The organism is Nocardioides sp. CPCC 206348 (genome assembly GCF_048654705.1).
Taxonomy (GTDB): domain Bacteria; phylum Actinomycetota; class Actinomycetes; order Propionibacteriales; family Nocardioidaceae; genus Nocardioides.
In genome coordinates, this window is the sequence record NZ_JBMCZA010000143.1 from 1 (window position 1) to 13,730 (window position 13,730).

Below are 13,730 nucleotides of genomic sequence, written 5' to 3' on the forward strand. Positions count from 1 at the left end.
CGACACTGATCTGTCACCCATCAACCGAAGCTGTTCAGCCCCACCGAAGCTCTTCAGCCCTGCAAAGCATTCAGTGGCTCCGGAACGTGATCCCTGCTCACACGTAGGCGCACCACTTCGCGAACTCCAAGGGCCAACGCGAACAGGGCGACGACCACGAGCACGAGCCCCGACGGCTTGGCAGCGGCCGACCCCTCCAGCAAAGGTCCGGATCCAAGGAGGGCCAACAGCAACCCCACCGCGAACAGCGGGGCGACGTGCGACTTGCGGGCTTCGCTCATCGGCGCACGCCACATCAGGACGACGTTGCGCACGATGCAATAGCTCAGCCAGACGGCAAGGAAGATCGAGAACGCCCAGTAACCCCATGACGAGTACTTCGCCTCCCGCCAGGTGGAAGCGCCAAACACCGCAGGCCCAAAGAACACGGCTTGGACGAACAACCACATCAAGTGCTTGCTGACGGCTGTCTCCCGCTTCCGTGCCACGCCCTGACCATAAGGCTCATCCTCACTCCACCGCAGGTTCTCTGGAACCATGGCGGCGTGAACACCCTGCGCTCGCTGGCCCTCTTCGCCGCAGCCGCGCTCGCCGAGATCGGCGGCGCCTGGCTGGTGTGGCAAGGCGTGCGGGAGCACAAGGGCTGGATCTGGATCGGCGCCGGCGTGATCGCCCTCGGCCTCTACGGATTCGTCGCCACGCTCCAGCCCGACGCCCATTTCGGCCGGATCCTGGCGGCCTACGGCGGGGTGTTCGTGGCCGGGTCGCTCGCCTGGGGCATGGCAATGGACGGCTTCCGGCCCGATCGGTACGACGTCGTGGGCGCCTTGATCTGCCTCGCCGGGGTCGCCGTGATCATGTACGCACCGCGCGGGGCGTAGCGTCACGCGCGTCGTACAAGGCACGGGCGTCGTCGACCTCTCCCATGTGCTCCTCGGCCCAGTCCTTGAGGTGCCGGATCGTCTCGATCAGCGACTGACCGAGCGGGGTGAGCTCGTAGTCGGTACGAACGGGGACCGACGGCGTGACGGTGCGGGTCAGCAGTCCGTCACGCTCCAGGTTGCGGAGCGTCTGGGTGAGCATCTTCTGGCTGACGCCAGCGATCCGGTTCGAGAGCTCGGTGTAGCGCAGCGGTCCCTGCAGCCCGAGAGCGACGATCACCAGGCTGGCCCACTTGTCACCGATCGTGTCCAGCAGCCGGCGGCTGGGGCAGTGCGCGCTGAACGCGTTGTACGAGTGTTCGGCCTGCTGGGTTGCCACGACGTACCTCCGGGTGCGGTGCCGACTTCAAAGTGCCTACTTCCCAACGGAGAGTAACTCTCCAACACTGGTGGCACAACCACACCAGGAGGAAATCATGAAGGCACTCATCGCCCAGCGCGGCTCGGATCGGCCGCAGTTCGCCGACCTCGTCCAACCCGACCTCGCCGAGAAGCAGGTCCGCGTCGCCGTGGCCGCCGCGGCGTTCGCCTACTTCGATGCGTTCGTGTCGACCCACCCGGTCGAGCTCGGTCTTCCGGATCAGGTGGGACTCGGATTCGACTTCAGCGGGACTGTGGTCGAGGTCGGCGCCGGAGTCGACGGACTTGCTGTCGGCGACCGGGTGGCAGGGCTCCATGCAGACATCACGGCGCCCGCCCGCGCCCACGCGGAGGAGGTCGTCGTGGCCGCCACGGCGGTGGCCGTCGTACCTGAGCAGCTCGACCTGGAGATCGCCGCGGCGGTGCCGCTGAGCGCCCTGACCGCGCGCCAGTCGCTCGACCTGCTCGGGCCAGAGCGCGGGAGCCTGCTGGTCACGGGTGCGGCGGGCGCCATCGGTGGGTGGTTGGTCGAGCTCGCGCGACGTGAGGGCTGGTCGGTGACGTCGCTGGTTCGCCCCGGCACCGAGGACCAGGTGGCGAACGGCGAGGTGATCACCGCGTTGGCAGGGACGTACGACGCCGTGCTCGATGCCGCGGCACTGCATGCCCCTGCACTCGCGCTGGTGCGCGACGGCGGCCGCTACGTGGGCTTCAAGCCGGGACAGTCGCCGACGCCGGAACGTGGCGTCACGGTCAGTACGGTGCAGGTCGTACCCAACGGGCGCGCCCTCGCAGAACTGCTGCCGCTCGCCGCCGTCGGCGCCGTCCAGACCCGGATCGCTGGACGCTCCCACCTGTCCGACGCCGGAGACGCCTATGACAGGGCCGCATCCGGCACCGGATCGAAGGGCCGCTGGCTCCTCATCCCCTGACCCCCGCACGCGGAGTCGTCCCGACCGGCGCGGCCTCCAGCAGAGTCCCCAGCCACGCAGCCGGCGCCGATCCCCAGACCGCTCGCTGGTCGGCGGTCATCGTCGCCACGCACCGCCGCCAGGACTCGACGCGCGCGAGCCGCGCCAGCTGGAGCGCGGAGGGCAGCGCCGCCCGCAGCGCGGCGACCGGGACGACGTCACTCCACACCTCGAGCGCCGCGTCGGCAATCCGCCAGAGCCGTGGGTCGTCGGGTGGGGCACGGAGCTCGTCGCGCGCGGTGTCGAGGGGCACCAGCAGGTTGCCGAGGGGCTCGCTCAGCACCGCGTCGCCGAAGTCGAAGAACCGCGTCGCGCCATCGGCCAGGACCACGTTCGAATGGTGCAGGTCGTTGTGGACGAGCGTGAACGGCAGGTCCACCTCCTCGACCAGGTCCGCCCAGCGTTCGACCGAGGGCAACAGGGCCTGGAGCCGCGCCGCCATGGCGGGTTCGAGCCTGCGGGGGTCACCGGCGTCGAGCGCGGCCAGGCGACCCACCGCGTTGGCGACGTACGTCGTCGCGTCCGCCGGGGCGAGCACGGTGAGGCCCCATCCGCCGGCCCTCGCGATCGCACGACGCTGCAGGGCGGCCGCGTCAGCGACCACGCGACACCACAGGTCCACGTCGGCCGTGTGCCCCTGGTCGCGCCAGGTCGAGCCGAGGTCAGCGGTCAACAGGAGGTCGCGGTCGGGGTCGACGGCGAGCACCGGGGCGACGTACTCGGGAGCGACCTCCGCGAGGCCCTGGACGATCCTCGCCTCATGGGCCTGGCCCGGACAGTTCTGCTTCGCGTACGACGTCGTGCCGCCTGCCGTGACGCGCCACACCGCTGACCAGGGCTGGTCGGCCAGGCGCTCGATGCGGTCGGGAACGCCCACGGCAGGACCGACGAACGAGCACAGCTCGGCAAGGAACTCGTCGGTTCCCCACACGGCGCTCGTCCACGTGCTCACCAGCGCAGCGTGACCCAGACTGCGGCCGGATGCCAGCGGTTTGCGATCCATGGTGCCGCAGGCGTGGTTCAACGGCCGGGCACGACTCCTCTCGGCGGCCCGCCGCCCGAGAACCCGCCCGGACCGCCGAACTCGATCCGGTCACCACCCTGGTCCTCGTTGTCGGCCGACGGGAGGTCGGCGCCGAGGTCCGCCAGCACGACCTCCTCGCCGGCATCGAGCCCGTCGACGATCTCGACCTCGGTGCTGCCGACGATGCCCGTGGTGACGCGGGTGCGCCGCGCCTGGCCTGCGTCGAGCACGGTCACGGCGCCGTCGACGACGGCCGAGGCCGGCACGGTGACGACGTCGTCGGCGCTGCCCACCACCACGGCCACTGCGGCACGAATGCCGTCTGGCAGCGAGAGGTCACGCTCATCGAGAGTCACCTCGACGGAGTACGTCGGGTCCTCCCCTGAATCCGAACTGGCCGGGACGTTCTCGACCCGGCTGATCGAACCCTTCAGCGACGCGCTGGCGCCGGCCGGCGTGACGTCGACCTCGGCGCCGGCCTTCAGCTGGGCGGCCTGGGTGGCGGTGACCTCGAGGGACACCGTGGTCAGGCCGGGCGCGACGAGGATCGCGACGGTGTCGCCGCTCGAGACCGATCCGCCGGGCGCGACCGCGAGGGACAACACCGTGCCGTCAGCGGGTGCACGGACCACGGCTGCACGGAGGCTCGCCTGCGCCGAGGCCAGGTCGGCTGCCGATCGGTCGATCGACGCCTGGTCCTGCGCCAGGGTCGCGGCCGTCACGGTTCGGGCGGCCTGGCCGTCCGGCGAGCCGGTGGTGTCCCCGGCACCGGGAGCAGCAGCGCCCGTGTCGGCCTTGTCGTCGCCACTGTCGTCGCCACTGTCATCGGCAGTGTCATCGGCGCCGTCCTGGTCGGGCTCCTCCACCGTCCCGAGAGCGGCCGTCAACGTCGCGCCGAGGGTCTCGAGCGCGGTCTGGAGCACGGCCTGCGCGGACGCGGTCGCGGCCTGCGCCGACTGCACCGCCGCCAGAGACGCCTGGCATTCATCGCTGACTCCGCTCGACGTACCCGGGTCCTCGGACGCGTCGTCGCTCGCATCCTCCGTCGGCGTGCCCGTCGGTTCGGCGGGCGTGTCGCTCGCCGCGCACGCCTGCTGCTGCGTGGTCAGCGCCTCGGCGCCCGTCGCGAGGGCAGCGCTCGCTGACTTCTGGGCGGCGATCACCGCGTCCTGCTGGGCGGCCAACCGGGCGAGCAGGGCGGCGTTCCCGGGGCTGCCCGAACCGGTGTCCTTCGTCGGCTCTGCTGACGACCTGGCTGCCGGAGTCGGTACCGAGGACGTGTCGGTGGTGGACGTCGCCGCCGTCGACACCGCGGAAGCCTGCGCGTCACGGTCCTCGGCAAGCTGTGCCTTCGCCTTTGCGAGATCGGACTTCGCCCGATCGACCGCTGCCCGGAGTGCCGCCCGGTCGAGCACAGCGATGACGTCGCCCTTGTCGACCGGGTCGCCCTGCGCGACCGGCACCCTGGCGACGGTTCCGTTCGCGCCGAAGGCCAGGTCGGACCGGCCACTCGACTCGATCACCCCGGCCAGGCTGAGCACCTGGTCGACGTCGCCGACGCTGGCCGCGACGGTGCGGTACTGCGGCGCTTCGTCGGCCACGGCGCCGTACGCAGCAATTCCTGTGCCCGCCAGGGCCAGCGCTGCCAGCGGCAGCGCCACGCGGCGGGCCCGGATCAGCGCCCGCACTGGTCGTTCACCGCGTCACTGACCTGGATCGTCCTGGCGGTCACCGCACCGGCGTCGTCGGCGTCACCGTCCACGCGGACGCAGCGCCCCACCGTCAGTGCTGTCGCGTCCGCGTCGACCTGCTTCGTGTACGTCGTGTCGCTCCCGACCGTCACCGTCACATCACCGTCGTTCCCCTTGACGACGAATCCTGTGGCGGTCACCGACGTCACCTCACCGCTGGCTCCGAATCCGCCCATCCGGGCTCCGTCCGGCATGCCCGAGGGACGGTCGGTCGGCAGGTCACTCGGCAGGTCCGTCGGTCGCTCGCCGCCGCCCGGTCTGCTGCCGAACATCCCGCCCGCTGTGCAGCCGTCGTCACCCGCGGCCACGACCGCGACAGTCGCGGCGTCGACCTCGGTCGGCGCAGCGGTCTCCGTCGCCGACGCGTCTCCCGTCCCGGCACTTCGTACGACGACACACACGCCGGCCTCGACGTCGGCCAACGTGCCCGCCGCCTGGTCGGTGACCGTCGTTGCGTCGGTGACCGTGACAGCGACCTGGCCAGCCATCTGGCTGCGCACCTGGAGGGTGTCGCCGCTCACGGCCGCGATCTCGCCGGACGTTCCGGGCATCCCGCCAGGTCCTCCAGCGGGTGCCCCTGCAGGGGCACCGGACGTCACGGCGGCCGCCGGATCGGTGGCGTCGTCGCTGCCGCAGCCGGCGAGCAGGGCGGCCAGGGCGACGCCCGTCGCCATCACGCCGATCGGGCGCAGCGGGAGGGCCGGGGAGCTCAGGGACATGGGAGTCGCTTTCTTCTGCGGGTATCGGGGGTCAGCCATGGGAGTCACGTTCACTCGCTGCGGAGTGCGTCGATGGGGGTGAGCCGTGCGGCCCGTGTCGCCGGGTAGACGCCGAAGCCGACACCCAGGGCCAGCGCGGTGGCGAGGGCCGCGATCGTCGCGACCGCGGAGATCGCCACGGCCTGGTCGATGAACCGCGGCAGCACCTGGGCGCCGACGACACCGATCAGGACGCCGACGACGCCACCGGTCAGTCCGAGCAGGGACGCCTCGACCAGGAACTGGCGCCGGATCACGCGCGGGGCCGCACCCAGCGCCTTGCGCAGCCCGATCTCGCGCACCCGTTCGGTGACCGAGACCAGCATGATGTTCATGACGCCGATCCCGCCGACGAGCAGCGAGATGCCGGCCACGCCACCGAGCAGCACCGTGAACGTCCGGTTGGTCTCGTTCGCCGTCTCCACCAGCGACGCCTGGGTGGCGATGGAGAAGTCCGCGTCCGCGGTCGTCACGCCGTGCCGGTTGGCCAGCAGGGCCTGCACTTCCTGGTAGGCCGCCGACAGCACGTCTTCGTTGGTCGCCTCGACATAGATGGTCGACACCGTGTCGGCCGTGCTGCCGGTCAGTCGGCTGGAGGTCGACACCGGGACCACCGCGAGGTCGTCCTCGCTGCTTCCGCTGGCCGACGCACCGGACGAGGTGAGCACTCCAATCACGGTCAGCCGGGTGCCGTTGACCGTGACCTGCTGACCGACCGGGCTCCGCCGCCCGAAGAGCTCCGATGCCGTGTCCGGCCCGAGTACGACGACAGCGGCGCCCTGTTCGGCTTCGGCAGCCGTGAAGAACCGCCCCGCCGAGAGCTCCCTGCTGCGTACCCGGGGCCAGGCCGTCGACGTACCGACCAGCGAGGTCGTCCAGTTGGTGGTGCCGTTGACCAGCGCGACGGAGCTCGTGGTCGCCGGCGCCACCGCAGCTGCATCGGGTACGACGTCGGGATCGGCGATCGCCGTGGCGTCAGCGAACGTGAGCGTCGAGGCCGAGCCGAAGCCGCCGCGCATGCCGGAGCTGCTGGTGCTGCTGCCCGGGGACACGATGAGGAGGTTGGACCCGAGCGCATCGATCTGGTCCTCGACCTCGCGTTGCGCACCCTGCCCCAGGCCGACGGTGAGGATCACCGACGAGATGCCGATGACGATGCCGAGGACGGTGAGGGCCGAGCGCAGCCGGTGCGCCCGGATCGCGGCCAGGCCGGACCGAACGGTCTCCCACCAGCTCATCGGAGTCCCACTCCACGGACCGTCGACATCGCGCGGTCGCTGGTGATCAGTCCGTCGTCGATGACCAGGTTGCGACCGGCACGAGCCGCGACATCCGGCTCGTGGGTGATCAGCACGATCGTGCGGCCCGCGTCGTGGAGCTCGTCGAACAGCGCGAGCACGTCCCGGGAGGAGGCGGAGTCGAGGTTGCCGGTCGGCTCGTCGGCGAGCAGCAGGTCGGGTTCGGTGACGAGGGCCCGCGCAACGGCAACCCGTTGCTGCTGTCCGCCCGACAGCTCGCCGGGTCGGTTGGCCAGCCGGTCGGCGAGTCCGACCCGGGCCAGCGCGGCCTCCGCGCGCTCGCGTCGTTCGGCACGCGAAACGCCTGCGTAGATCAGCGGGAGCTCCACGTTGCGCCACGCCGGCATCGACGCGAGCAGGTGGAACTGCTGGAACACGAAGCCGATCCGTCGATTGCGGATCGCGGCCAGGGCCGCCTCGTCGAGCTGCGACGTGTCGTCACCGGCCAGCACGTAGTGGCCCTCCGTCGGCACGTCGAGGCAGCCGAGGATGTTCATCAGCGTCGACTTCCCGGAGCCGGACGGACCGATGACGGCGACGTACTCCCCCGTCTGGACGGCGATGTCGATGCCCCGCAGCGCCTCGAACTCGACCGATCCCGATCGATAGGTCTTGCGCACGCCGTCGAGCGCGATCAGCGCACTCACTGGGCGCCGCCCGGGCCCTGGATGAAGCCGCCGGGCGGCAGCTGGCCGCCCTGCTCGATCCGCTCGCGCATCATGTCCTGCATCTCCTGGTTCCCACCGCCACCGCCCGGCCCGGCGAAGCCGGGAACCACGACGACGTCGCCGGCGACGAGCCCGGAGACGACCTCGGTCGCCATGCCGTTCGTCTCACCGATCTCGATCTCGGTCCGCGTGGAGGCGCCGGTCGCCGCGTCGGTGACCTTGTCGACGTACGTCGTGTCGCCGTCGTTCTGCACGGCCCGGCTGTCCACGCTCAGGACGTCGGCGCGCTGGCTGACGATGATCGCGAGGTCGGCCGACGTACCAGCGAACAGGTCGTCGCGCTCGTCAGTGATCGCGATGGTCACCGGGAAGACCGCGGCACCGTTCGAATCGGTCTCCGCCACGAGGCCCACCTCCTGCACGGTGCCGTAGACCGTGCCGTCGATGCCGCTGACCGTCACCTCGGCCTGGAGGCCCTGGGTGACCTTCTCGACGTCGCCGCTCGCCACCGACGCCTCGACCACGAAGCGACCGGTCGAGACCACGGTGATGGTGCCCGTGGATGTGCCCGTGGAGGTGTCGGTCGACGTGTCGGCGTTGCCACCGGCACCGCCCGTGCCGACCGTGTCGTCGACCTCGAGGCCGACGGCCGTCACGGTGCCCGCCGTCGTCGAGCGCAGGACCGCATCGTCGACGGCCTCCTCGGCCTGGGCCAGGCTCGACTCGGCTGCCACCACGGCAGCCTCGTCAGCCGCCGTCTGCTCGACGGAGGAACCGTCGGAGAGATGCTCGGACTGTGCCGCCTGCGCGGCGTCGAGAGAACTCTGGGCAGCCGCGAGCTCGGCCCGCAGGACGGTGTCGTCGATCGCGGCCAGCTTCTGCCCCTTGCGGACCTTGTCCCCCGGCTGGACGAAGACGTCCGTGACGGTCCCGCTGACGGGGAACGCGAGATCGGCGGTCGTCGCAGCGGCCACCGTCCCGCTGGCGGTGACGGTCTCCTTGAACGTCTGCGTCGCCACTGTCGCCGTGGTCGACGCCGCCGCTGCCGGCGCATCGTCGCGCAGGAGCAGCCAGGCTCCTGCCGCGCCCGAGAGCAGGACCAGGGCGACGAGGACGAGCACGAGTCGGCGGGGGCGGCGCCACGGTGGGCGCACGTGCTGGAGCAGTCGTTTCACGAGCCCGACCCTGTCGGGCCGGTCTGTGCGATCCGTCAGGTGCGACTGTGGGGAGCCTGTGAGCCGATCACGACCGTGATGCGGGTGTCACCGGGTGCACTGGACAGGGCGACGCTCCCCCCGTGCGCGGCCACGATCGCCTGCACGAGCGCCAGTCCGAGGCCGATGCCGTCGGAACGGTGCCGCGACGCGTCCCCCCGCGTGAAGCGTTCGAACGCCGTGGCGGCGAGGTCGGGCGGAAAGCCCGGACCGTCGTCGTGCACGTCGAACCCTTCCGGTCGTGCGGTCACGGTGACCGTCGTCCCTGGCGGGGTGTACTTGCGGGCGTTCGCGAGCAGGTTGGTCACGACCTGGTGCAACCGGTGTCCGTCGCCGGTCACCTCGATCGGCTCTCCGTCGTCCGGGAGCACGATCCTCCAGCGGTGATCGGGCGCGACCACACGAGCGTCGTCGACGGCCTCGAGGAGCAGGCGGGTCAGGTCGACCGGGTCGGACGCCAGGGGGCGGCCGGCGTCGAGGCGGGCGAGCAGCAGCAGGTCCTCGACCAGCGCGGTCATCCGGCCCGCCTCCTCCTCGACCTTCCCCAGCGCCATCGTCGAGGTCTCCGCGTCGCCGCGGCGACGGGCCAGCTCGGTGTACCCGGCGATCGTGGTCAGCGGGGTCCGCAGCTCGTGCGATGCGTCCGCGACGAACTGGCGGACCTGTTGTTCACTGCGATGCCGCGCGGAGAGCGACGACTCGACGTGGGCGAGCAACTGGTTGAGGGCTGCCCCCACCTGGCCGGCTTCGGTGCGGACGTCGGTGAGGTGCTCGGGCACCCGCTCGGTGATCCCGATGTCGCCCGAGTCGAGCGGCAGCTCCGCGACGGCGTGCGCCGTGGCGGCCACCTCGCGCAACGGGCGCAGCTGACGTCGTACGACGGCAGAACCGGCGAGGGCGGCGGCGAGGATGCCGAGCAGGGTGAGCACGAGCTCCCACCGCACCAGGGACATCGTCGCCTCGTCCACGTCGTCGGTGGGCAGGCCGACCACGACCGTCGTGCCGTCGCCGTCCCTCGCGGCATGCACCCGGTAGCGACCGACACCGGGCACGTCGACCGTCCGCGGTCCCCCGCTCGTCGCTTCCTCGAGGGCGTCCAGGGCGTCGTCGTCGAGAGCCACCACGCTCACCCGCCCACCCGCGCGATCCAGGGTCACGGAGCCCGACTGGTCACCTGCCGCCGTGAAGGTGGCGGCCACCAGGTCGACTTCACGGAACCCGCCACCAGGGCCCGGGACACCCCCGACCGGTCCCGGTGGCGGGAAGTTGTCCTGCACCCGGCTGACCCGCATCAGCGCAGCACGCACGTCGCCGTCCAGGCGGTCGGTCTGCCAGGCCCGCATGCCGAGGGTGGTGACGGTTCCGATCAGCAGCGAGACCACGGCCACCAGCGCAACCGCCGTGACGACGAGCCGCGACGTGAGCGAGCGCGGCAGCGGCAGCGGCAGTCGAGGGGGCACGGTCAGGCCGCCGGCTTCAGGACGTAGCCGGCACCACGCATGGTGTGGATCATCGGTTCGCGACCGGCGTCGATCTTCTTGCGCAGGTACGAGATGTAGAGCTCGACGACGTTGGCCTGACCGCCGAAGTCGTAGTTCCAGACGCGATCGAGGATCTGCGCCTTGCTCAGCACCCGGCGCGGGTTGCGCATCAGGTAGCGCAGCAGCTCGAACTCGGTCGCCGTCAGAGCGATCTGTTCACCGCCGCGGGTGACCTCGCGGCTGTCCTCGTCCATCAGCAGGTCGCCGACGACCAGCGTCGATCGGTCCTGTTCGACGGCCGCACCGGCCCGTCGGACCAGCGCGCGCAGGCGCGCCACCAGCTCCTCGAGCGAGAACGGCTTGGTGACGTAGTCGTCGCCGCCGGCGGTCAGCCCCGCCACACGGTCCTCGACGGCGTCGCGCGCGGTCAGGAACAGCACCGGCACCGACGGGTCGTCCGCCCGGATCCGGCGCAGCACCTCCATGCCGTCGAAGTCCGGCAGCATCATGTCGAGCACGACGACGTCGGGGCTATGTCCACGCACGGCCGCCACGGCCTCGCCACCGGTGTGCGCGGTCTCGACGGCCCAGCCCTCGTACCGCAACGCCATCGCCACGAGCTCGGCGATGTTGATCTCGTCATCGACGACCAGGGCACGCAGCGGGGTGCCGTCGGGGCGGGTGGCGGTCTCGGTCATGGCACCAGACTGTGCCACCAGCCTGTGTCTTTCCTGTGAGGGTCTTGTGCGATCCGCAAGGATTGCATCGCTCCCTCATCGGGCGGTCACAGTCGGCGCACAGCAGCGACGCCCACGGTGAGTGCATGGACAACGACAACACGCCCGGCCAGCCGGACCCGACGCCCGATCCCGCACCGATCGCACCACCCCCGGAACCGTCGGCACCCCTGGCTCCCCCGGCACCGGCGGCACCGGCGGCGCCCCCGAAAGTGCGCTGGCGAGATCGCGCGTTCCAGTTCCGGGCGGTGCTCGCCGTCGCCCTCGCGTCGGTCATCCTCGGCGCCGGAGCCGGGGTGCTCGGCTCGCTCGCCTTCGGCCACGACCAGGACGGCCCCGACCGCCAGGAACGGATCGAACGTCCGGGCCGCGGCGACTTCCCCGGCCCTGGTGGCCCGGGTGGCCCGGGTGGCGGCCAGATCATGCCGCAGCCCGGGACCGACCAGCTGCCGCCGGGCACCGCGCCCCAGCAGGACGAGGGCGAACCGTCCTCCCAGGACGACGCCACGTCATCGAGCTGAGCTACTCCCAGCCGTAGGCGGCGAGGATCTCGTCCCAGTACGTCGTGGTGTTCGCGGCGTTCTTCCGCGGGTCGGCCGCCAGGAGCGGCGCCAGGTCCGGCGCGCAGGCCCTCCCTCGGCAGTCCTTGATGCGCGGCCACAGCTCATCCAGAGCGGCCTGCACCTCGGCGTACTCGGGATCGCCGGCGACATTTCGGTCCTCGCGCGGGTCATCGACGAGGTCGTAGAGCTCGGTGTTCCCGTCGTTGTAGCGTGTGTAGGAGTACCGACTGACCCGGATGCCGATCGTGCTGCGCAGGTCGGTGAAGGCCGGGTCGTGGCCGCGGGAGGTGAAGACCGCCTCGGTCACGACGGGAGCCGTCCAGCCCTGGTCACCCTTCACCAGCGTCCGGACCCGACTCACGCCGTCCGGCCGGTGCGGGGGCCTCGCGTCCGCCAGGTCGAGGATCGTCGCGGTCAGGTCCACCGTCGAGATCGGGTCGTACCGCTTCTGCTTGGTGCGGAGCCCGGGACCGGTGACCAGCATCGGAACCCGCAGGGACGGCTCGTGGGCGCGCACCTTGGTCATGCCGAGACCGTGCTCGCCGAGGATCAACCCGTTGTCAGAGGTGAAGGCGAAGACGGTGTTCTCCCACTCACCGGACCGCTGGAGCTCGGCCACCAGGCGAGCGATGTTGCGGTCCATCACGTAGACGGCCTCCGCGCGGCGCCGCGTGGCGAACCGGAGGGCGTCCTTCGCCTCGTCGCCCAACGGCTGGATCCGCTGGCGGAGGGCGGGCGGCTTGTCGCTGAAGTCCGTCTCGATCTGCTCACCGGTGGCCGCGACGCCCGACGCCCGGTCGATCCGGTCGTCGAACTTGCCGCGCACCCAGTCCGGGACACCGGGCGTCACGACGTTGACCTCGTGACCGTCCTCGTCGCGCACGTCCTTCGGCTCGTCGGCCGCGTTCGGTCCACCGTGATGCGGGGCGACGTAGTTGACGTAGAAGAAGAACGGGTCCTTCTTCCTGGCGAACTTGCGGGCCATGTCGACGGACATGTCGCCGATGACGTCGCTCTGGTAGACGCCGCGGTAGTCGTTGTCGATCGTGCCGTTCACGTTGAACGGGGTGTCCATGTAGTCGTAGGTCTGGCCGTGCACCTCGGAGTCGGCCGGCGGTTCGACCGCCGCACGCCAGTCGTCCCAGCCGTTGGGGACGTACGTGAGCGACGGCTCGCCGGTCACCTTCGAGCTGGCGAGCCCGTAGCGGTTGAGGTACTTGCCCAGGTACCCCGTGCGGTACCCGGCGGCCTTCAGCGAGGTGGCGATCGTCCTCGAGTCGTCGAAGGCGCCGTACCCGTACGGCGGGTCGTGCCAGTAGACCTTGTGGTTGTGCGCGTACTGCCCCGTCAGGAAGGACGCGCGACTCGGGCAGCACAGTGGGAACGGCGCGAACGAGTTCTCGAAGGTGACGCCGTGGTCGGCGATCAGCTTGCGCAGGTTGGGGGCGAACGCCAGGTCATCGACCCGCATGTCGTCGGCCATGACCAGCACGACATTCGGCTGACGAGGAAGCTTCGCGGGGAGAGCGGACCCCTCGGCAACCGCGGCCGTGGCCACCGGCCCCTCCACGACGGGCTCGGCGGCCCGGTCCTTGCGGGCACCGTTGCCCGGGGAGTGAGTGAGCGCCACGACCACGAGGCTGCCGACGAGCGCAACAGCGAGAGCGACGCCGACGACCCTGATCCACGCCTTCACGATCGACGTCTCCACGCGCGCGCACTCCCTGGTTCCGCGCCTCCGAGACGCACTCCGACTGAATCTGCACTAACTTTATCATCTTTGTGGATGACGTCAGTATCAGCCATCAGCAGGCGTGTCATACCGCGACCGCAGGACGACGAAACCCGCCGACACCACGTGCCGACGGGTTCCCTGGCTCCCCCGATTGGACTCGAACCAATAACCCTGCGATTAACAGTCGCATGCTCTGCCAGTTGAGCTACGGGGGATCACATCTGCGCGC

The 13,730-nt window shown here is 70.9% G+C and carries 14 protein-coding genes and 1 tRNA gene; 3 read left to right on the forward strand and 12 right to left on the reverse strand.

Features of this window, described 5'->3' with window-relative positions:
• Positions 1–53 precede the first annotated feature (53 nt).
• A complete protein-coding gene (locus tag ACOADB_RS09295) occupies positions 54–488 on the reverse strand; it encodes a hypothetical protein (RefSeq protein ID WP_378597674.1) in 435 nt (144 codons plus the stop codon).
• Between the two features lie 57 nt (positions 489–545).
• Between ACOADB_RS09295 and ACOADB_RS09300 the strand changes: the two genes are divergently transcribed.
• Positions 546–881, forward strand: a complete 336-nt coding sequence (locus ACOADB_RS09300) for a YnfA family protein (RefSeq protein WP_378597675.1) — start codon at positions 546–548, stop codon at positions 879–881.
• Here ACOADB_RS09300 and ACOADB_RS09305 read toward each other — a convergent pair.
• Positions 856–1,260, reverse strand: a complete 405-nt coding sequence (locus tag ACOADB_RS09305) for a winged helix-turn-helix transcriptional regulator (protein ID WP_378597676.1) — start codon at positions 1,258–1,260, stop codon at positions 856–858. The two genes, ACOADB_RS09300 and ACOADB_RS09305, sit on opposite strands and share 26 nt — an antisense overlap.
• Before the next feature lie 97 nt (positions 1,261–1,357).
• Here ACOADB_RS09305 and ACOADB_RS09310 point away from each other — a divergent pair, with 97 nt between their 5' ends.
• Positions 1,358–2,233, forward strand: a complete 876-nt coding sequence (locus tag ACOADB_RS09310) for an alcohol dehydrogenase catalytic domain-containing protein (RefSeq protein WP_378597677.1) — start codon at positions 1,358–1,360, stop codon at positions 2,231–2,233.
• On the opposite strand, the gene ACOADB_RS09315 is transcribed toward ACOADB_RS09310, so the two are convergent.
• From ACOADB_RS09315 to ACOADB_RS09350, 8 genes are all read right to left on the reverse strand, one after another.
• Positions 2,223–3,224, reverse strand: coding sequence for a phosphotransferase (locus ACOADB_RS09315; protein WP_378597678.1), 1,002 nt, complete (start codon positions 3,222–3,224; stop codon positions 2,223–2,225). The two genes, ACOADB_RS09310 and ACOADB_RS09315, sit on opposite strands and share 11 nt — an antisense overlap.
• Before the next feature lie 68 nt (positions 3,225–3,292).
• Positions 3,293–4,984: an HlyD family efflux transporter periplasmic adaptor subunit gene (locus ACOADB_RS09320; protein ID WP_378597679.1), complete on the reverse strand. Its 1,692-nt coding sequence runs from the start codon at positions 4,982–4,984 to the stop codon at positions 3,293–3,295.
• Positions 4,972–5,805: a DUF5666 domain-containing protein gene (locus tag ACOADB_RS09325; RefSeq protein ID WP_378597680.1), complete on the reverse strand. Its 834-nt coding sequence runs from the start codon at positions 5,803–5,805 to the stop codon at positions 4,972–4,974. Before ACOADB_RS09325 ends, ACOADB_RS09320 begins: the two co-directional genes overlap by 13 nt.
• Positions 5,806–5,816: 11 nt before the next feature.
• Positions 5,817–7,043, reverse strand: coding sequence for an ABC transporter permease (locus ACOADB_RS09330; RefSeq protein WP_378597681.1), 1,227 nt, complete (start codon positions 7,041–7,043; stop codon positions 5,817–5,819).
• The gene (locus ACOADB_RS09335) at positions 7,040–7,750 is read right to left on the reverse strand and encodes an ABC transporter ATP-binding protein (RefSeq protein ID WP_378597682.1); all 711 of its coding nucleotides are present in this window, start codon (positions 7,748–7,750) and stop codon (positions 7,040–7,042) included. Before ACOADB_RS09335 ends, ACOADB_RS09330 begins: the two co-directional genes overlap by 4 nt.
• The gene (locus ACOADB_RS09340; protein WP_378597683.1) at positions 7,747–8,946 is read right to left on the reverse strand and encodes an efflux RND transporter periplasmic adaptor subunit; all 1,200 of its coding nucleotides are present in this window, start codon (positions 8,944–8,946) and stop codon (positions 7,747–7,749) included. Before ACOADB_RS09340 ends, ACOADB_RS09335 begins: the two co-directional genes overlap by 4 nt.
• Positions 8,947–8,981: 35 nt before the next feature.
• A complete protein-coding gene (locus tag ACOADB_RS09345; RefSeq protein WP_378597684.1) occupies positions 8,982–10,445 on the reverse strand; it encodes a sensor histidine kinase in 1,464 nt (487 codons plus the stop codon).
• Between the two features lie 2 nt (positions 10,446–10,447).
• A complete protein-coding gene (locus tag ACOADB_RS09350) occupies positions 10,448–11,164 on the reverse strand; it encodes a response regulator transcription factor (RefSeq protein WP_378597685.1) in 717 nt (238 codons plus the stop codon).
• A gap of 125 nt (positions 11,165–11,289) precedes the next feature.
• Between ACOADB_RS09350 and ACOADB_RS09355 the strand changes: the two genes are divergently transcribed.
• Positions 11,290–11,724 carry a hypothetical protein gene (locus ACOADB_RS09355; RefSeq protein WP_378597686.1) on the forward strand — a complete coding sequence of 145 codons (435 nt, stop codon included), beginning with the start codon at positions 11,290–11,292 and terminating at the stop codon, positions 11,722–11,724.
• A 1-nt stretch (position 11,725) separates the two neighbouring features.
• On the opposite strand, the gene ACOADB_RS09360 is transcribed toward ACOADB_RS09355, so the two are convergent.
• Both ACOADB_RS09360 and ACOADB_RS09365 read right to left on the reverse strand, forming a co-directional pair.
• A complete protein-coding gene (locus tag ACOADB_RS09360) occupies positions 11,726–13,477 on the reverse strand; it encodes a sulfatase (RefSeq protein ID WP_378597687.1) in 1,752 nt (583 codons plus the stop codon).
• Between the two features lie 163 nt (positions 13,478–13,640).
• Positions 13,641–13,716 (reverse strand) — tRNA-Asn (locus ACOADB_RS09365).
• Between the last annotated feature and the right edge of the window lie 14 nt (positions 13,717–13,730).